Genomic DNA, 17,957 nt, shown 5'->3' with positions numbered 1-17,957 from the left:
TCACTGTTTTAATAGTTTTATTTGCCTATAAAATCAGCAACAATTGTTGACATCATTTTATCAGGACTGAATTTATATAAATTATCATAATCCATTGGTTTAACAGATGAGTTAATAAAATACTCTAATTTATCCCAATCATCATGACCTATTATAAAAAAACGAGACTCACTATAAATTTCTGAACCCAGTATATTTGTATTATTAGTAATTAATTTTTTATTAAAAAATAGTGCTTCAAGTATACGAAGTGTCCAACCAGATTGGTTTTCTTTAGTTATATCAACAATTATATTAGCGTTTAATGTTTTTCTAATATTCTCTTCATACGGTATTTGCTTTTCAAGCAAATACTTTGAATTCAGAGACGATGTTTTATCTTTAACAACATTAAAATCCACCTTACATCCTAATGTTGTTAGTCTGTCGGCTAATTCATTAATTATTTGAAGACGCCCTTTATCACGACCAAGAAAAAAACATATAGGCTGGCTGTTATTATTTTCAGATAAACTATATTTTGAAATATCTTCCATCCCTACAGGAAAAAACTGATCTATTGCTTTGATCTTTTTATTCCCTATAAATCTATGCTCAAAATCATATATAACATCGAAATAATTAGCATTATCAGAAATAAAATCGTCACTAACAGTATTTCTTAGAAGTAGAACTTTATGACAGTTGATATTTTTTAAGATTTGTTTGTTGATACCTTTATTAATCACACTGTCATTAAAGATAATGATATCATCTTTTTTAACATCACTGAGGTAATGTTTTATGAATAATCGTCCCAGCCATGCATTATCCATCCCTATTTTCAAGATCTTCTTGTTAATCCAGTTATATTTCTTTGGTGTTGTTATATTTTTTATCTTGTGCTTTCTTTTCAGGTACTGGATCATTTTTAATTCATAATCTGCAACCCAGTTTATAAAATAAATAGTCATAATAAAGTTAGTTCCAGTACATACTGATAAATATTTTATAAACCTTTTCGTTGTGTTCGCTCTTTAATACGTTCGGCCTTAATGCTTGCCATGTTTAATAAATTTCGTTCAAGAGAGAATATTGTACGTAAAGGCATTCCAAAATAAACCTTCATAAATCGCCATATATCTCTCTGCGTCAGACCAATATTCATTGATGAGAAATATAAGCCAATCAAGTCTTTATCGCGCCAACGGCGCGGTACTTTTGAGCGTATCTGCGCCCGATGTAGATCGATAACCGAAATTTTTAATTCATCTTCCCGGCCAGTAAATGGCAAATGAAGCAAAAAGTGGCAAATGTAACAGTCACGGTGATTTATCCCTGCTGCGTGCATTTTACGCACCATGGTTGCCACTCGCGTGATCAACATACGTTTAATACGCACATCAGGTGGGTTGACTGCCCAATCTGCACAATAATCTTCAAGGCTAATCGTGGGAGTGAGATCTTCGGTAATAATAAATGATGTACGGGTTAATGGATTTAAACCTTTTTCACCAAACCCAATGCCATTCATCGTATCAACACCGACATCACTCAGGCGATGAATAGCATGCCACTCTCTGTCTGCGCCCAAAACGGGCATCCGCAATGAGAGCAGATTTTTTATAATCTCTTTTAATGTTGTCCCCTTGTGCCATTTAAGAAAATAGCTTTTCCCGGACAGTTCAAAGCGTAATGTGCGACGTGTCTCCAGTTCGCGGAAGACCTCGCCATTCAGTTCATTAACTTCGGCAAAAGCATCTTTACCACGCCAAAGTGTGGCAAGCGGCTCTTTTAATTCAACCATCTAAACCACCTGTAATGATATCCGCGGCTTTCTCTGGCAAGCTATACAAATCCTGAGTATCGGCATAATGGCGAGCATTCTCCGCCCAGGCCATTCGCAATGAAGATTGTGTTAATGATTTACGTAAAACTTCATTTAATTGTTCCTGGGAGAAAGGTTCAGCGATAACCGTTCCACAATTGGCATCGGCAATATAATGCGCGTAACCGCATACCGCTGTTGTCAAAACAGGTAATCCAGCAGTGATCGCTTCAAGGAGAACGATACCAGCAGCTTCCTGATAAGCGGGATGCAATAATAAATCGGCTGCAGCCATTAATTCTGACACATCATTGCGACCGGAAAAGAAATGCACGTTGCTCCGCACGCCGAGTTTTTCTGCCAGCACTTCGAATTTTCGCGGTTTATCCTGGCCAACAACAAACAAAAGCGTATTGTGGCGTAATGATTCCGGTAACGCTGCCAAAGCTTCAATTGAGCGATCCACACCTTTACGAACAAAATCTGATCCAACTTGTAGCAATAAGTTTTGTTGCTCTTTTATGCCATTTTTCTGGCGATAAATTTCACGGCTATTTGGGATTTGCTCGCTGTATTTTCTGTCCGGATAGATGCCGGGGGGAAGAATTTTAAAACGTTCAGGTTCAGTTTGATAATGCTTCTGGAAATCGGTGATTTGCTTATCAGTCAGCATCATGAGTTTCGTCGATTTACCATGCTCGAAAGTCGCTCGCTCAAATGCGGCATAATGACGATAACGTGATGTTAGACGATATAAAAAACCTTTTTCTTGCGCAACTTTCTCGGCGTAACAAACATCAGCGGCAAAATAAACATCCAACCCAGGCATCTTATTAAACCCAACAACGCGATCAGCGGGATGCGCTTTGAGATGATTTTGTACCCAGGCATAATATTCTGCATTGCGTCCATGGTTGGTATGGGACTTAACTGGCACATGAATAAGCTCAAATGTTTTTGGGCACTCGCCTTCCCACGACTGCGTATAGACCCGAACATGGTGGCCTCGTGCGGCAACGGTTGATGCAATACGCATAAAATCACGTTGAAGCCCACCAAAAGGAAAATATTTATATAAACAAAACGCCACGATCATAATTGTGCATTCCTGTCAACTGAAGGGGCATCTTCTGGCAGCAGCTTTTCCGTAGCGGCGATAACATCTTCCGCGGGGATAACAGAAAGATATTTTTTATTGCGGTCAAGTTCATGTCGGCTCGGCATTTGCTGATAATTCCCCGCCCAGAATTGAATAATATTCTCAGTCCAGGGACGCCAGAATATGTGATCAGTTGCACCAAATAAACTAATTATTGGCGTTTTCACTGCCGCTGCAATATGTCCTGGTGCAGAATCCACACCAATAAAGAGTACGGCATGATCAATTAAAGCACCCAGTTCAGTAAACCGTGTTTTACCCGCAAGGCCAGCGACAGGTTTTGTTTGGCAGCCTTGCACTATTTCATCGATACAGGCGAGATCATCTGCCGAAGGCCCGCAGGTCAGCACAACCTGATACCCTCGCTGTTGCAACGCATCGATAACCTTAGAAAATTTATCGTTATCCCAGCACTTAAATATCTGACGAGCAGTCGGCTGGATAACAACATAATGCTCTTTCACGCCCAGAGCATCTAATTCCTGGCGCATCTTCTTCCAGCAATCTTCGGCGTAACTCATTGTTGTATCAGTGTAGAAATCGGTAATACCTAATGGCTCAAGGACCGATAAATTACGCTCAACAATATGTGTGCCGTGTATTGGCGCTAAGTGTGTAAAGCTTTTTTTCCAGATGCTATGCTGCCGATGACCATAAAGTTGCGATATTTTCACCTGTGCGGGTAAACAACGTACCAACAGTGCCACCATCCACTGATCCGTAAGATTAATGACCAGGTCGTAATTATTCGCACGCAGAGTTTTTATCAATGAAAGCACATTTTTAATTTTATCGAATGTTCCTGCACTTTTATTGCTTATACCGTAGAGCGCATTAATTTCCGGGTTTTCAGACAAAATAGGGATGGTGTCCTGATAAAGCAGCATATCGATTTTTGCATCAGGATAATTCTGCTTGAGCGTACTGATGACAGGAGTAGTTAATAACATATCTCCATGATATCGCATCTTTATGACCAGGATTTTTCGAAATGGCTTTTCCACTAGCGACTCTTTTGTATGATTGTCTGGTTAAGTTAAGCAGAAAAAAAGCACGCTACCGCCCCAGGCTCAACAGCTACCTGAATACTGATAACGCACTTACTTTGACGTGCTAGTGTAGCATTTCTTTCGCAGCAATCCGACCCGAATGATTTTTATACACAAAATATGTTTTAATCATAAAAATCATATAGATAAGAAAAAGCGCGCAGATAATACCGGTATAGCCGATGTAGAGTTGAAAATAGGGTCGAGTTTCAATAAATCGCATAAAAATACAAAAAAACTGGAGATGTAGCGGCAGTTCAGGCCAAACAGAAGCTATTTAAGTCAAAAACGGGAAAAGTAATGGTAAAGCCCCAGCTAAATACATAGAATCCCCAGCACATCCATAAGTCAGCTATTTATTATGCTTGAATTGCTTTACACCGCCCTTCTCTACCTTATTCAGCCGTTGATCTGGATACGGCTTTGGGTGCGCGGACGTAAGGCTCCGGCCTATCGAAAACGCTGGGGTGAACGTTACGGTTTTTACCGCCATCCGCTGAAACAAGGCGGCATCATGCTGCACTCCGTCTCCGTCGGTGAAACCCTGGCGGCGATCCCGTTGGTTCGCGCACTGCGTCATCGCTATCCTGATTTGCCAATTACCGTCACGACTATGACGCCGACCGGCTCGGAACGCGTGCAATCTGCTTTCGGTAAAGATGTTCAGCACGTCTATCTGCCTTACGATCTACCCGATGCGCTCAACCGTTTTCTTAATAAAGTCGATCCTAAACTGGTGTTGATTATGGAAACGGAGCTGTGGCCTAACCTGATTGCGGCACTACATAAGCGCAAGATCCCGCTGGTTATCGCCAACGCGCGACTTTCTGCACGCTCTGCGGCGGGGTACGCCAAACTGGGCAAATTTGTTCGTCGCTTGTTGCGTCGTATTACACTAATCGCCGCGCAAAACGAAGAAGATGGCGCGCGTTTTGTGGCGCTGGGCGCAAAAAATAATCAGGTGACTGTTACTGGTAGCCTGAAATTCGATATCTCGGTAACTCCGCAGCTAGCCGCTAAAGCAGTAACACTGCGCCGCCAGTGGGCACCTCATCGTCCGGTATGGATTGCCACCAGCACTCACGATGGCGAAGAGAGTGTGGTGATTGCCGCACATCAGGCGCTGTTGCAGCAGTTCCCTAATCTATTGCTTATTCTTGTTCCACGTCATCCGGAACGCTTCCCGGATGCGATTAACCTTGTCCGCCAGGCTGGGCTAAGCTATATCACACGCTCTTCCGGAGAAATCCCTTCCGCCAGTACACAAGTGGTAATTGGCGATACGATGGGCGAGCTGATGCTGCTGTATGGCATTGCCGATCTCGCTTTTGTTGGCGGTTCATTGGTCGAACGCGGTGGGCATAATCCGCTGGAAGCCGCCGCACACGCTATTCCGGTACTGATGGGGCCGCATACTTTTAACTTTAAAGACATTTGCGCACGGCTGGAGCAGGCAAGCGGGCTGATTACCGTCACCGATGCCGCGTCACTGGCAAAAGAGGTTTCCTCTTTGCTCACTGACGCCGATTACCGTAGTTTCTATGGCCGTCATGCCGTTGAAGTGCTGTATCAAAACCAGGGCGCGCTGCAGCGTCTGCTTCAACTGCTGGAACCTTACCTGCCACCGAAAACGCATTGAGGTTGTTATGCAAAAACGGGCGATTTATCCGGGGACTTTCGATCCCATTACCAATGGTCATATCGATATCGTGACGCGCGCTACTCAGATGTTCGATCACGTTATTCTGGCGATTGCCGCCAGCCCCAGTAAAAAACCAATGTTTACCCTGGGAGAGCGTGTGGCGCTGGCTCAGCAGGCAACCGCACATCTGGATAACGTTGAAGTGGTCGGTTTTAGTGATTTGATGGCGAACTTCGCCCGTAATCAACAAGCCACGGTACTGATTCGTGGCCTGCGTGCGGTAGCAGATTTTGAATATGAAATGCAACTGGCGCATATGAATCGCCACTTAATGCCGGAGCTGGAAAGCGTCTTCTTGATGCCTTCGAAAGAGTGGTCGTTTATTTCTTCATCGTTGGTGAAAGAAGTTGCGCGCCATCAGGGTGATGTCACCCATTTCCTGCCGAAGAATGTCCATCAGGCGCTGATGGCGAAGTTAGCGTAGCTTTTATGCCGGATGGAATGCCATCCGGCTCGCATGAATTACTTCTGGCACTGCCGGCAATAAAACGTCGCCCGCTGCGCATGTTTAGTCGCCACAATCGGCGTACCACAAACCCGACACGGTTCGCCTTTACGCCCGTAAACCTGTAATTCCTGCGCGAAATAACCTGGTTTTCCGTCGCTTTGCAGAAAATCTTTCAGCGTCGTGCCGCCCTGCTCAATAGAACGCAGTAACACTGCTTTAATCACCCGTGCCAGCAGTTCGCACTCCGCCAGCGACAGCGATGACGCCAGCCGATCCGGATGGATCCCCGCAGCAAACAGTGACTCGCTGGCATAGATATTCCCCACGCCCACCACCAGCTTGTTATCCATCAGCCAGGGTTTAATCGCTGTCTTTTTCTTCGCGCATTTCTGATGCAGGTATTCGCCGTTGAAATCATCGCTAAGCGGCTCCGGTCCAAGATGTGCCAACACATTGTGTCCTTCCAGCTCTTTGGTCCACAACCAGGCACCAAAGCGACGAGGATCGGTATATCGCAGCACTTTGCCGTTGCTCATCACCAAATCAACATGATCATGCTTTTCAGGAGGACGTTCTTCCGTAAGTATGCGCAGACTGCCAGACATACCCAGATGAATGATGATCCAGCCTTCCGGCAATTCCAGCAGCAGATATTTAGCGCGGCGCTGCACACTAAGCACCGGCTGGTCACTTAGACGGTAGATTTCTTCCGAGACTGGCCAGCGCAAACGCCCGTTGCGGACCACCGCATGAAGAATGGTCGCGCCAACGAGATGCGGTTCAATGCCGCGGCGGCTGGTTTCAACTTCTGGTAATTCAGGCATAGCATCTCCTGGAATGAACAGATGCAGTCAATATGGGGGCAAGCAGATAACAAAAAACCCCGCCGGAGCGAGGTTTTTATTACATCAAAGCGAGAATTATTTGATTTTCGCTTCTTTGTAGATCACGTGCTGGCGTACAACTGGATCGAATTTTTTCAGTTCCAGTTTTTCCGGCTTAGTACGTTTGTTCTTCGTAGTGGTATAGAAGTGACCAGTACCAGCAGAAGAAACCAGCTTGATTTTCTCACGAATACCTTTAGCCATGATTTATTTCCTCTAAGTACTTAGTACTTTTCGCCACGGGCACGCAGTTCAGCCAGAACTGTATCGATGCCTTTTTTATCGATTACACGCATACCTTTAGCAGATACGCGCAGGGTGACAAAACGCTTCTCGCTCTCAACCCAGAAACGGTGAGAGTGCAGGTTAGGCAGGAAACGGCGTTTAGTCGCGTTCAGTGCGTGGGAACGGTTGTTACCGGTCACCGGACGCTTGCCAGTAACTTGGCAGACTCGGGACATGTCTATTCTCCAAAAATCAAATTAGCTCGAGCTTCGTATGGGGTATTGGCGCCTCGTCAGGCTTTACAGCCCGGTCATCGCAGTTCTATGTGAACTCTCGATTGCCAGGCCCAAATGCCAAACCCGAGATTCTCAAAGGTGGCGTAGTATACGCTGACTCAGCGATGTGCTCAAGTCCCGAACAGACAAAGATCCCGAAGGATCGCGCATAGCGGGTTAAATCCAGCCGCGTTCGGCAAAAGAAACATACTCTCCACGCCCAATCACGATATGGTCGAGCACGCGTAAATCCATGAACTGACAACTTTTTATTATCCGTTCGGTGATGAGTTTATCCGCTTTACTGGGTTCAGCACAACCCGAAGGGTGATTATGGGCAAGGATCAGTGCCGCCGCGTTTATTTTTATCGCTTCCCGAACAATCTCACGCGGATGGACTTCCACATGGTTTAGTGTGCCGGAAAACAATCGGCTGTGAGTAAGTACCCGGTGTTGAGTGTCGAGAAAGATCACCATAAAGATCTCGCGCTCTTCGCCCGTAAGCTGGCTTTGTAAAAACTCGCGCGTCATCTCCGGGCTAAGTAACGGGCTTTCTTCGCGTATCCGCACGTTGTAGTAACGCCGGGCCAGTTCGGCAATCCCCTTTAACTGGGCGAATTTCGCCACACCTATTCCATGAACGCCTCTAACTTGTTCATATTCAGAGGATAACAAGCCGTAAAGAGAGCCGAAATTCTCCAGCATCTCTTTTGCCAGGGTTAGCACATCTTTTCCGTGCGTTCCTGTACGCAGAAACAGCGCCAGCAGTTCAATATCCGTTAACGCGCTAATACCCAACTTCAGCATTTTTTCACGTGGCATCAACAAGTCAGCATTGCTTTTCACCTTCACCTCCTTTGTGGAGGGCGCATCCTGTCATAGTCGTTTGGTTAAATCGACGGTCAGTTTTCAATCCTGGAAAGCGCCTCGCAAAGTGATTCTCAGGTGAAAGCACGACAACAAAAGTATTGTGATAAAATCGCCAACTTCTGGTGTCACCCAACAGGAAAAATCATCATGAGCCTGGCCGGTAAAAAAATCGTTCTCGGCGTCAGCGGCGGTATTGCTGCCTATAAAACCCCTGAACTGGTGCGTCGTTTGCGCGATCGCGGAGCCGACGTCCGTGTAGCCATGACCGAAGCGGCAAAAGCCTTTATCACTCCACTTAGCTTGCAGGCAGTCTCTGGTTATCCCGTTTCCGACAGTCTACTGGACCCGGCTGCCGAAGCGGCAATGGGCCATATTGAGCTGGGAAAATGGGCTGACTTAGTGATTCTTGCTCCAGCGACAGCGGATTTGATTGCCCGCGTTGCTGCCGGTATGGCGAATGATCTGGTATCAACGATTTGCCTTGCGACGCCTGCGCCTGTTGCTGTGCTGCCAGCAATGAACCAGCAGATGTATCGGGCTGCAGCCACTCAGCATAATTTAGAGGTACTTGCCTCGCGAGGTTTGTTGATCTGGGGGCCAGATAGCGGCAGCCAGGCCTGTGGTGATATCGGCCCAGGGCGAATGCTCGATCCGTTAACCATTGTTGATATGGCGGTGGCCCATTTCTCCCCCGTCAACGACCTGAAACATCTGAATATTATGATTACCGCGGGTCCGACACGTGAACCACTCGATCCGGTGCGTTACATCTCTAATCACAGCTCCGGCAAGATGGGATTCGCCATTGCCGCAGCAGCAGCACGTAGAGGAGCAAACGTCACGCTGGTTTCTGGCCCGGTTTCGCTACCGACGCCACCGTTTGTGAAACGTATTGACGTGATAACCGCACTGGAGATGGAAGCGGCCGTGAAGGCTTCTGTACAGCAGCAAAATATATTTATCGGTTGCGCTGCCGTTGCGGATTATCGCGCAGCTACCGTTGCCCGCGAAAAAATCAAAAAGCAGGCCACGCCGGGCGATGAATTAACAATAAAAATGGTTAAAAACCCCGATATCGTCGCCGGTGTTGCCGCATTAAAAGACCATCGGCCTTATGTTGTTGGATTTGCGGCCGAAACAAATAATGTGGAAGAATACGCCCGACAAAAACGTATCCGTAAAAACCTTGATCTGATCTGCGCGAACGATGTTTCCCAGCCAACTCAAGGCTTTAATAGCGACAAAAACGCATTACACCTTTTCTGGCAAGATGGCGATAAAATCTTACCGCTTGAGCGAAAAGAGCTCCTTGGCCAATTATTACTCGACGAGATTGTGACCCGTTATGATGAAGAAAATCGACGTTAAGATTCTGGACCCGCGCGTTGGGAAGGAATTTCCACTCCCGACTTATGCCACTTCTGGTTCTGCCGGACTTGACCTGCGCGCTTGTCTCGACGACGCCGTAGAATTGGCACCGGGCGACACGACACTTGTGCCGACCGGACTGGCGATTCATATTGCCGATCCTTCACTGGCGGCGATGATGCTGCCGCGCTCCGGGCTGGGCCATAAGCACGGTATCGTGCTCGGCAACCTGGTGGGATTGATCGATTCCGACTATCAGGGCCAATTGATGATCTCTGTATGGAACCGTGGTCAGGACAGCTTCACCATTCAACCTGGTGAACGTATCGCACAGATGATTTTTGTTCCGGTGGTACAGGCTGAATTTAATCTGGTGGAAGATTTTGACGCTACTGACCGCGGTGAAGGCGGCTTTGGTCACTCTGGTCGTCAGTAACACATACGCATCCAAATAACGTCATAACATCGCCGCAAACATTTTGTTTGCGGTCATAGCGTGGGTGCCGCCTGGCAAGTGCTTATTTTCAGGGGTATTTTGTAACATGGCAGAAAAACAAACTGCGAAAAGGAACCGTCGCGAAGAAATACTTCAGTCTCTGGCGCTGATGCTGGAATCCAGCGATGGAAGCCAACGTATCACGACGGCGAAACTGGCCGCCTCTGTCGGCGTTTCCGAAGCGGCTCTGTATCGCCACTTCCCCAGTAAGACCCGCATGTTCGATAGCCTGATTGAGTTTATCGAAGATAGCCTGATTACTCGCATTAATCTGATTCTGAAAGATGAGAAGGACACCACTGCGCGTCTGCGTCTGATTGTGTTGCTACTTCTCGGTTTTGGCGAGCGTAATCCAGGCCTGACCCGCATCCTCACCGGCCATGCGCTAATGTTCGAACAAGACCGCCTGCAAGGGCGCATCAACCAACTGTTCGAGCGTATTGAAGCGCAACTGCGTCAGGTATTGCGTGAAAAGAGAATGCGTGAGGGTGAAGGTTACACCACCGATGAAACGTTGCTGGCAAGCCAACTTCTGGCATTTTGTGAAGGGATGCTGTCTCGTTTTGTCCGCAGCGAGTTTAAATACCGCCCGACGGATGACTTTGACGCTCGCTGGCCGTTGATTGCCGCGCAGTTGCAATAAAATGACGCCGGATGACTTACCATCCGGCGTTTTTTATCAAACCCCGTACTCTTCGCGATAAGCCTTAACGGCTGCCAGATGTTCCGCCATGTTCGGCTTCTCTTCCAGATAAGCAATCAGGTCTTTCAGGGTGATGATAGAGATCACTTTGCAGTTGTAATCACGCTCAACTTCCTGAATCGCTGATATCTCGCCACGACCACGTTCCTGACGATCGAGCGAAATCAGCACGCCAGCAAGCGTCGCGCCATTGGCCTGAATAATTTCCATCGACTCACGAATCGCCGTTCCGGCGGTGATCACATCATCCACCAGCATTACTCGTCCTTGTAACGCGCTACCAACCAGATTGCCACCTTCGCCGTGGTCTTTTGCTTCTTTGCGGTTAAAGCAGTATGGCAGGTCAAGGTCATGATGCTCCGCCAGTGCCACAGCGGTTGTGGTCGCGATCGGAATACCTTTGTAAGCGGGGCCAAACAGCAGATCGAACTCAATGCCAGAATCCACTAACGCTTCAGCGTAAAAACGGCCTAACAGTGCCAGGTCGCGCCCGGTATTAAATAGTCCGGCGTTGAAGAAATAGGGGCTTTTACGCCCGGATTTCAGCGTAAACTCACCAAACTTTAATACCTGTTTGCCAAGCGCAAACTCAATAAACTGGCGCTGATATGGTTTCATGCCTTCGCTCCTCATCTTACTTTTCTACAGACAAAAAAAAGGCGACTCATCAGTCGCCTTAAAAATCAGTTTGCCAGCGCCGCCTTCTGCGTCGCTACAATGGATTCGATTCCCCCTCGGGCCAGCGCCAACAAGGCGAGGAGTTCTTCGTGGGTGAATGGTTCGCCTTCTGCCGTTCCCTGAACCTCAATGATCCGCCCATCTTCGGTCATCACCACGTTCATGTCCGTTTCTGCGGCAGAGTCTTCAACATATTCCAGATCGCAAATCGCTTCGCCATTAACGATACCCACCGAAACCGCAGCTACCATGCCTTTCATCGGGTTGGTTTTCAGTTTGCCATTCTCAACCAGCTTATTCAGCGCATCTGCCAGCGCCACGCAAGCACCGGTGATCGAAGCAGTGCGCGTGCCGCCATCGGCCTGAAGTACGTCGCAGTCCAGCGTAATGGTGAACTCACCCAACGCTTTCAAATCAACCGCTGCACGCAATGCACGGGCGATCAGACGCTGGATTTCCATCGTGCGTCCGCCCTGCTTACCTTTCGCCGCTTCGCGGGCGTTACGGGTGTGGGTGGAGCGCGGCAACATACCGTATTCTGCGGTGATCCAGCCCTGCCCCTGACCTTTCAGGAAGCGCGGCACGCCTTCTTCAATAGAGGCAGTACACAACACTTTGGTATCGCCAAATTCGACCAGCACCGAGCCTTCTGCATGTTTTGTATAGTTACGAGTCAGGGTAACGGGACGCACCTGATTATTGCTACGGCCTGCTGGACGCATATTGAAATCTCCGGCTTGAAACAAATGTGGCTGCGCATTATACGGACTTCCGGCGGTTATTCCTATCCTGACAAGGCATCGATGGCTATAATCCTTCCACCTCTCCTTTCAAAAACAGGAACGTCTATGATCCGCAGTATGACCGCCTACGCCCGGCGTGAAATCAAGGGTGAATGGGGGAGCGCAACCTGGGAAATGCGCTCGGTAAACCAGCGTTATCTGGAAACTTACTTTCGTCTGCCGGAGCAGTTCCGTAGCCTTGAACCTGTCGTTCGCGAGCGTATTCGTTCTCGCCTGACGCGCGGTAAAGTGGAATGCACCCTGCGCTATGAGCCAGATGTTAGCGCACAAGGCGAGCTGATTCTCAACGAAAAGCTGGCTAAACAGCTCGTAACTGCTGCTAACTGGGTAAAAATGCAGAGCGACGAAGGGGAAATCAACCCGGTTGATATCCTGCGCTGGCCGGGTGTGATGGCAGCTCAGGAGCAGGATCTCGACGCCATTGCCGCTGAAATTCTCGCTGCGCTGGATGGTACTCTTGACGACTTTATTGTCGCGCGCGAAACCGAAGGTCAGGCGCTGAAAGCGTTGATCGAGCAGCGTCTGGAAGGTGTCACCGCCGAAGTGGCTAAAGTTCGTGCCCATATGCCGGAAATCCTGCAATGGCAGCGTGAACGTCTGGTAGCGAAACTGGAAGATGCTCAGGTACAGTTGGAAAACAATCGCCTGGAGCAAGAGTTAGTGCTGCTGGCGCAACGAATTGACGTTGCCGAAGAGCTGGACCGCCTCGAAGCGCATGTCAAAGAGACCTACAACATTCTGAAGAAAAAAGAAGCGGTTGGCCGTCGTCTGGACTTTATGATGCAAGAGTTTAATCGCGAGTCGAACACCCTGGCCTCGAAGTCTATCAATGCCGAAGTAACTAATTCAGCTATTGAACTGAAAGTACTGATCGAACAAATGCGCGAACAGATTCAGAATATCGAGTAACCCTCATAATTCCGTAGGCCGTTGTTAAATTACAGCGGCGCTACGTATACTACCGTGGACGGCTGGGAGGAAGGTGGTGTTTTCGCCTGGGTATCGAATACCCTGGGGTTGAAATGGGGATTTGCAGCTATCTCATTTGGCTATCTGCAAATCGCTATCGGCTTTATTCCAATGCTCTATTTCGTGTTAGGAGCGCTCTCCTACATCCTTAAATGGCCTGCACTGAATGAAGACCCGGTAACGAAAACCATTGCAGCACTCATCATTCTTTGGGCACTGGCATTAACGCAGTTCGGCGGCACGAAATATACGGCGCGAATTGCTAAAGTCGGCTTCTTCGCCGGGATCCTGCTGCCTGCATTTATTTTGATCGCATTAGCGGCTATTTACCTGCACTCCGGTGCGCCGGTTGCTATCGAAATGGATGCAAAAACCTTCTTTCCTGATTTCTCAAAAATTGGCACGCTGGTTGTGTTTGTTGCCTTCATCCTGAGTTATATGGGGGTGGAAGCATCCGCAACGCACGTCAATGAAATGAGTAACCCAGGGCGCGATTATCCATTAGCCATGCTGCTATTGATGGTGGCGGCAATCTGCTTAAGCTCGGTTGGTGGTTTGTCCATTGCGATGGTCATTCCGGGTAATGAAATCAACCTCTCCGCAGGGGTGATGCAAACCTTTACCGTTCTGATGTCCCATGTGGCACCGGAAATTGAGTGGACGGTACGCGTGATCTCCGCCCTGCTGCTGTTGGGGGTACTGGCAGAAATAGCATCCTGGATTGTCGGCCCTTCTCGCGGTATGTATGTCACTGCACAGAAAAACCTGCTGCCCGCCAGCTTCGCCAAAATGAACAAAAATGGCGTGCCGGTAACACTGGTTATTTCCCAATTGGTGATCACTTCAATTGCGTTGATTATCCTCACCAATACCGGTGGTGGTAACAACATGTCCTTCCTGATTGCACTGGCACTGACAGTGGTGATTTATCTGTGTGCTTATTTCATGCTGTTTATTGGCTACATTGTATTAGTCCTTAAACATCCTGATTTAAAACGCACATTTAATATCCCTGGCGGTAAAGGCGTAAAACTGGTGGTAGCTATTGTCGGTCTGCTGACCTCAATTATGGCGTTTATCGTCTCCTTCCTGCCGCCGGATAATATCCAGGGTGACTCTACCGATATGTATGTTGAATTACTGGTGGTGAGTTTCCTGGTAGTACTCGCCCTGCCCTTTATTCTCTATGCCATCCATGATCGTAGAGGCAAAGCGAATACCGGTGTAACACTGGAGCCAATTAACAGCCAGAACGCGCCGAAAGGCCACTTCTTCCTGCATCCACGTGCACGTTCACCGCACTATATTGTGATAAACGACAAGAAACACTAACCCTATCTGAGTGGTGACAGTATAAGGGAGCGATAGTTAATCGCTCCCTTTTTCGTACCAGTTATCGTATTGACTTGCCCCAGATAAGTACGAGAATGAGCAACACATCTGTTTACCGGAAACCAGCATATATGGATATCTGCTCCCGAAACGTGAAATTCGCGCTCAAAAGACCAGCGGCGCTCGTTGCACTGGCTCTTTTACTGTGTAGTTGTAAGACAACACCGCCAACCACAATAGTTACACCACCAGCAGGCTTAAAACCACCAGCAACAGCGCAACAATCGTCGCAACCCATGCGTGGTATCTGGCTGGCCACTGTGTCTCGCCTCGACTGGCCCCCGGTTTCCTCGGTTAACATTAGTAACCCCACCACCCGAGCCAGCGTGCAACAACAGGCGATGATCGACAAGCTGGATCATCTGCAACGTCTCGGCATAAATACGGTCTTTTTCCAGGTAAAGCCCGATGGCACTGCCCTTTGGCCATCAAAAATTTTGCCGTGGTCAGATCTTATGACCGGCAAAATGGGTGAAAACCCCGGTTACGATCCGCTGCAATTTATACTCGATGAAGCCCACAAGCGTGGGATGAAAGTACACGCCTGGTTTAACCCCTATCGCGTGTCGGTTAATACTAAACCCGGAACAATCAGGGAATTGAATAACACCCTGTCGCAGCAACCTGCCAGCGTCTATGTGCAGCATCGCGACTGGATCAGGACATCGGGCGACCGTTTTGTTCTCGACCCGGGCATCCCTGAAGTTCAGGACTGGATCACATCGATAGTTGCAGAAGTCGTTTCCCGTTATCCGGTTGATGGTGTGCAGTTCGACGACTATTTCTACACCGAATCACCAGGTTCACTGCTTAACGATAACGAGACGTACCGCAAATATGGGGGCGCTTTTGCCTCGAAAGCAGACTGGCGACGCAACAATACCCAGCAGTTAATCGCGAAAGTATCGCATACCATAAAAAGCCTGAAGCCTGAGGTCGAATTTGGTGTTAGCCCGGCAGGCGTCTGGCGTAATCGCTCACATGATCCACTCGGTTCAGATACCCGTGGAGCTGCTGCCTATGATGAATCCTATGCGGATACCCGCCGTTGGGTCGAACAAGGTTTACTGGATTATATTGCCCCACAAATTTACTGGCCTTTCTCTCGTAGCGCCGCACGCTATGACGTATTGGCTAAATGGTGGGCAGATGTCGTCAAACCGACCAAAACCCGTCTCTATATCGGCGTCGCCTTCTATAAAGTTGGAGAACCCTCGAAGATAGAACCTGACTGGACAGTTAACGGCGGCGTGCCAGAACTGAAAAAGCAGCTCGATCTTAACGACGCTGTTCCAGAAATTAGCGGTACTATTTTGTTCCGCGAAGATTACCTGAATAAACCACAGACCCAGCAAGCCGTTAGTTATCTGCAAAGTCGCTGGGGAAGCTAATCCCCTTTTTTACTGTGCCATCGCCGGTGATTAAAGCACCGGCCTGTTACCTTTCAAAAAAGTCACATTCTCTTAATGTTAAATTATTTGCGTATAAGCAAATGGCCATAATCTCCTGATTAATTAGTATTAATATGAAAAACAAAGTGATGTTCGTCGCCACCGAAAAATAATCACGATGGGCTATACTCTTCAGAAGAACAGTAGCGTAGATTAAAACTGTCTAACTCGTTTATTTCTCTTCATTACATCTTCATATTTCAGGAGAATATGGTGCAATAAGCCTGTCCAGTGTGTTGCGTTTCGTTTTTTCGATCTCATTTGCCTTTCCAGTCGTATAAGGGGCTGAATTATGGAGATGTACTTTAAAAGAATGAAAGATGAGTGGACCGGATTAGTTGCCCAGGCCGCTCCCATCATTCGCACCAAAGCCGCAGAAATTGCCGTTACCCATGCCCATTACCTGAGCAATGAGTTTTATCGTATTGTACGCACTGACCCGCACGCCGAAGAGTTTTTGAGTAACGAACAGGTTGAAAGACAGCTCAAAAGTGCTATGGAAAAGTGGATTATCAACGTACTCTCTGCGCAAACGGACGATGTTGAAAGACTGATACAAATCCAACATACCGTGGCTGAAGTCCATGCTCGTATTGGCATTCCCGTGGAAATTGTCGAGATGGGTTTTCGCGTGCTGAAAAAAATCCTCTATCCAGTGATATTTTCCTCTGATTATTCGCCTGCGGAAAAACTTCAGGTTTATCATTTTTCGATTAACAGTATCGATATAGCCATGGAAGTTATGACCAGGGCGTTTACCTTTAGCGACAGTAGCGCCGCTAAAGAAGATGAGAACTATCGTATATTCTCATTACTGGAAAATGCTGAAGAAGAAAAAGAACGGCAAATAGCCTCATTACTTTCATGGGAAATAGATATTATTTATAAAGTTCTGTTGGATTCTGATTTAGGCAGTAGCCTACCGTTAAGCCAGGCTGATTTTGGCCTGTGGTTTAACCATAAAGGCCGCCATTATTTTAGTGGTATTGCTGAAGTAGGCCATATCTCCCGCCTGGTTCAGGATTTCGACGGAATTTTCAATCAGACAATACTCCATGCCAAAAATCTGAGTAACAAAAGCCTGCGAGTGAAATTTTTATTACAGATACGAAATACCGTATCGCAAATTATCACTTTACTACGAGAACTGTTTGAAGAAGTTTCTCGCCATGAAGTGGGAATGGATGTGTTAACCAAGCTACTCAACCGCCGTTTCCTGCCGACTATCTTCAAACGTGAAATTGCCCATGCCAATAGAACCGGCACGCCGTTGTCTGTGCTAATCATCGATGTTGATAAATTCAAAGAGATCAACGACACATGGGGACATAACACCGGTGACGAGATCTTACGTAAAGTCTCGCAGGCGTTTTACGACAATGTTCGCAGCAGTGATTATGTTTTCCGCTACGGTGGCGATGAATTTATCATTGTACTGACTGAAGCCTCAGAAACTGACACTTTACGTACCGCAGAACGTATACGCAGTCGGGTAGAAAAAACCAAACTAAAAGCTGCAAACGGCGAAGATATTGTCCTCTCTCTGTCCATTGGTGCCGCCATGTTTAATGGGCATCCTGATTATGAACGTTTAATTCAAATAGCCGACGAAGCTCTGTATATCGCTAAAAGACGAGGTAGAAACCGTGTTGAACTCTGGAAAGCCAGTCTTTAAATG

At 47.5% G+C, this 17,957-nt stretch carries 18 protein-coding genes and 1 pseudogene; 9 read left to right on the top strand and 10 right to left on the bottom strand.

Annotated elements, in window-relative coordinates:
* Nucleotides 1–17: 17 nt before the first annotated feature.
* The 4 genes from rfaS to rfaQ are packed head-to-tail and all read right to left on the bottom strand — an operon-like array spanning nt 18 to nt 3,970.
* Nucleotides 18–953, bottom strand: coding sequence for an LPS core biosynthesis protein RfaS (rfaS, locus tag ESM_RS0103795; RefSeq protein WP_000158230.1), 936 nt, complete (start codon nt 951–953; stop codon nt 18–20).
* Nucleotides 954–988: 35 nt separating this feature from the next.
* A complete protein-coding gene (rfaP, locus tag ESM_RS0103790) occupies nt 989–1,786 on the bottom strand; it encodes a lipopolysaccharide core heptose(I) kinase RfaP (protein WP_000229841.1) in 798 nt (265 codons plus the stop codon).
* Nucleotides 1,779–2,903, bottom strand: coding sequence for a lipopolysaccharide glucosyltransferase I (gene rfaG / locus ESM_RS0103785; RefSeq protein ID WP_000634289.1), 1,125 nt, complete (start codon nt 2,901–2,903; stop codon nt 1,779–1,781). Before rfaG ends, rfaP begins: the two co-directional genes overlap by 8 nt.
* On the bottom strand, nt 2,900–3,970 hold the full coding sequence (gene rfaQ, locus ESM_RS0103780) for a lipopolysaccharide core heptosyltransferase RfaQ (RefSeq protein ID WP_001517455.1): 1,071 nt from the start codon (nt 3,968–3,970) through the stop codon (nt 2,900–2,902). The genes rfaG and rfaQ overlap by 4 nt, the downstream gene beginning before the upstream one ends.
* Before the next feature lie 406 nt (nt 3,971–4,376).
* On the opposite strand from rfaQ, the gene waaA reads away from it, so the two are divergent.
* Nucleotides 4,377–5,654: a lipid IV(A) 3-deoxy-D-manno-octulosonic acid transferase gene (waaA, locus tag ESM_RS0103770; protein WP_000891578.1), complete on the top strand. Its 1,278-nt coding sequence runs from the start codon at nt 4,377–4,379 to the stop codon at nt 5,652–5,654.
* A gap of 7 nt (nt 5,655–5,661) precedes the next feature.
* Nucleotides 5,662–6,141, top strand: coding sequence for a pantetheine-phosphate adenylyltransferase (gene coaD / locus ESM_RS0103765; protein ID WP_001171877.1), 480 nt, complete (start codon nt 5,662–5,664; stop codon nt 6,139–6,141).
* Nucleotides 6,142–6,179: 38 nt separating this feature from the next.
* Here the strand turns inward: coaD and mutM are convergent, their stop codons facing one another.
* The 4 genes from mutM to radC form a co-directional block, all read right to left on the bottom strand.
* On the bottom strand, nt 6,180–6,989 hold the full coding sequence (gene mutM, locus ESM_RS0103760) for a bifunctional DNA-formamidopyrimidine glycosylase/DNA-(apurinic or apyrimidinic site) lyase (protein ID WP_001114550.1): 810 nt from the start codon (nt 6,987–6,989) through the stop codon (nt 6,180–6,182).
* A 96-nt stretch (nt 6,990–7,085) separates the two neighbouring features.
* Complete coding sequence (gene rpmG, locus ESM_RS0103755) at nt 7,086–7,253, bottom strand: 50S ribosomal protein L33 (RefSeq protein WP_001051798.1); 168 nt, start codon at nt 7,251–7,253, stop codon at nt 7,086–7,088.
* 20 nt (nt 7,254–7,273) lie between these two features.
* Nucleotides 7,274–7,510 carry a 50S ribosomal protein L28 gene (rpmB, locus tag ESM_RS0103750; protein WP_000091955.1) on the bottom strand — a complete coding sequence of 79 codons (237 nt, stop codon included), beginning with the start codon at nt 7,508–7,510 and terminating at the stop codon, nt 7,274–7,276.
* A 216-nt stretch (nt 7,511–7,726) separates the two neighbouring features.
* Nucleotides 7,727–8,395: a RadC family protein gene (gene radC, locus ESM_RS0103745; RefSeq protein ID WP_001517452.1), complete on the bottom strand. Its 669-nt coding sequence runs from the start codon at nt 8,393–8,395 to the stop codon at nt 7,727–7,729.
* A 171-nt stretch (nt 8,396–8,566) separates the two neighbouring features.
* On the opposite strand from radC, the gene coaBC reads away from it, so the two are divergent.
* The 3 genes from coaBC (at nt 8,567) to slmA (ending at nt 10,926) form a co-directional block, all read left to right on the top strand.
* Nucleotides 8,567–9,787 (top strand): bifunctional phosphopantothenoylcysteine decarboxylase/phosphopantothenate--cysteine ligase CoaBC, encoded by a 1,221-nt coding sequence (gene coaBC, locus ESM_RS0103740; RefSeq protein WP_000050132.1) that lies wholly within the window; start codon nt 8,567–8,569, stop codon nt 9,785–9,787.
* A complete protein-coding gene (gene dut / locus ESM_RS0103735; protein ID WP_000976070.1) occupies nt 9,765–10,223 on the top strand; it encodes a dUTP diphosphatase in 459 nt (152 codons plus the stop codon). The genes coaBC and dut overlap by 23 nt, the downstream gene beginning before the upstream one ends.
* 106 nt (nt 10,224–10,329) lie before the next feature.
* Nucleotides 10,330–10,926 (top strand): nucleoid occlusion factor SlmA, encoded by a 597-nt coding sequence (gene slmA, locus ESM_RS0103730; RefSeq protein ID WP_000818603.1) that lies wholly within the window; start codon nt 10,330–10,332, stop codon nt 10,924–10,926.
* A 36-nt stretch (nt 10,927–10,962) separates the two neighbouring features.
* Here the strand turns inward: slmA and pyrE are convergent, their stop codons facing one another.
* Nucleotides 10,963–11,604, bottom strand: coding sequence for an orotate phosphoribosyltransferase (pyrE, locus tag ESM_RS0103725; RefSeq protein WP_000806156.1), 642 nt, complete (start codon nt 11,602–11,604; stop codon nt 10,963–10,965).
* A 65-nt stretch (nt 11,605–11,669) separates the two neighbouring features.
* Nucleotides 11,670–12,386 carry a ribonuclease PH gene (gene rph / locus ESM_RS0103720; protein WP_001247085.1) on the bottom strand — a complete coding sequence of 239 codons (717 nt, stop codon included), beginning with the start codon at nt 12,384–12,386 and terminating at the stop codon, nt 11,670–11,672.
* Between the two features lie 126 nt (nt 12,387–12,512).
* Here rph and ESM_RS0103715 point away from each other — a divergent pair, with 126 nt between their 5' ends.
* The 4 genes and pseudogenes from ESM_RS0103715 to dosC all read left to right on the top strand — a co-directional run bounded on the left by ESM_RS0103715 (nt 12,513) and on the right by dosC (nt 17,954).
* Complete coding sequence (locus ESM_RS0103715) at nt 12,513–13,376, top strand: YicC/YloC family endoribonuclease (RefSeq protein WP_000621334.1); 864 nt, start codon at nt 12,513–12,515, stop codon at nt 13,374–13,376.
* 39 nt (nt 13,377–13,415) lie between these two features.
* Nucleotides 13,416–14,768: pseudogene (gene gadC, locus ESM_RS0103710) on the top strand (acid resistance gamma-aminobutyrate antiporter GadC); the annotation flags it as partial.
* Nucleotides 14,769–14,899: 131 nt separating this feature from the next.
* Entirely contained in the window at nt 14,900–16,219 is a 1,320-nt protein-coding gene (locus ESM_RS0103705) for a family 10 glycosylhydrolase (protein ID WP_000350408.1), read from the top strand.
* A 352-nt stretch (nt 16,220–16,571) separates the two neighbouring features.
* Nucleotides 16,572–17,954 (top strand): diguanylate cyclase DosC, encoded by a 1,383-nt coding sequence (gene dosC / locus ESM_RS0103700; protein ID WP_000426259.1) that lies wholly within the window; start codon nt 16,572–16,574, stop codon nt 17,952–17,954.
* The last annotated feature ends 3 nt before the right edge of the window (nt 17,955–17,957 follow it).

The organism is Escherichia sp. TW09308 (genome assembly GCF_000208565.1).
Lineage (GTDB): Bacteria > Pseudomonadota > Gammaproteobacteria > Enterobacterales > Enterobacteriaceae > Escherichia > Escherichia marmotae.
The sequence above is the reverse complement of the archived record's forward strand: the minus strand, read 5'-3'. Positions and strand labels throughout refer to the sequence as shown.

What these genes read in the sequence shown, in the direction of transcription:
- rfaS (WP_000158230.1), bottom strand. Translation starts at nt 953, where the DNA reads ATGACTATTTATTTTATAAACTGGGTTGCAGATTATGAATTAAAAATG.
- rfaP (WP_000229841.1), bottom strand. Translation starts at nt 1,786, where the DNA reads ATGGTTGAATTAAAAGAGCCGCTTGCCACACTTTGGCGTGGTAAAGAT.
- rfaG (WP_000634289.1), bottom strand. Translation starts at nt 2,903, where the DNA reads ATGATCGTGGCGTTTTGTTTATATAAATATTTTCCTTTTGGTGGGCTT.
- waaA (WP_000891578.1), top strand. Translation starts at nt 4,377, where the DNA reads ATGCTTGAATTGCTTTACACCGCCCTTCTCTACCTTATTCAGCCGTTG.
- coaD (WP_001171877.1), top strand. Translation starts at nt 5,662, where the DNA reads ATGCAAAAACGGGCGATTTATCCGGGGACTTTCGATCCCATTACCAAT.
- mutM (WP_001114550.1), bottom strand. Translation starts at nt 6,989, where the DNA reads ATGCCTGAATTACCAGAAGTTGAAACCAGCCGCCGCGGCATTGAACCG.
- rpmG (WP_001051798.1), bottom strand. Translation starts at nt 7,253, where the DNA reads ATGGCTAAAGGTATTCGTGAGAAAATCAAGCTGGTTTCTTCTGCTGGT.
- rpmB (WP_000091955.1), bottom strand. Translation starts at nt 7,510, where the DNA reads ATGTCCCGAGTCTGCCAAGTTACTGGCAAGCGTCCGGTGACCGGTAAC.
- coaBC (WP_000050132.1), top strand. Translation starts at nt 8,567, where the DNA reads ATGAGCCTGGCCGGTAAAAAAATCGTTCTCGGCGTCAGCGGCGGTATT.
- dut (WP_000976070.1), top strand. Translation starts at nt 9,765, where the DNA reads ATGATGAAGAAAATCGACGTTAAGATTCTGGACCCGCGCGTTGGGAAG.
- slmA (WP_000818603.1), top strand. Translation starts at nt 10,330, where the DNA reads ATGGCAGAAAAACAAACTGCGAAAAGGAACCGTCGCGAAGAAATACTT.
- pyrE (WP_000806156.1), bottom strand. Translation starts at nt 11,604, where the DNA reads ATGAAACCATATCAGCGCCAGTTTATTGAGTTTGCGCTTGGCAAACAG.
- rph (WP_001247085.1), bottom strand. Translation starts at nt 12,386, where the DNA reads ATGCGTCCAGCAGGCCGTAGCAATAATCAGGTGCGTCCCGTTACCCTG.
- ESM_RS0103715 (WP_000621334.1), top strand. Translation starts at nt 12,513, where the DNA reads ATGATCCGCAGTATGACCGCCTACGCCCGGCGTGAAATCAAGGGTGAA.
- ESM_RS0103705 (WP_000350408.1), top strand. Translation starts at nt 14,900, where the DNA reads ATGGATATCTGCTCCCGAAACGTGAAATTCGCGCTCAAAAGACCAGCG.
- dosC (WP_000426259.1), top strand. Translation starts at nt 16,572, where the DNA reads ATGGAGATGTACTTTAAAAGAATGAAAGATGAGTGGACCGGATTAGTT.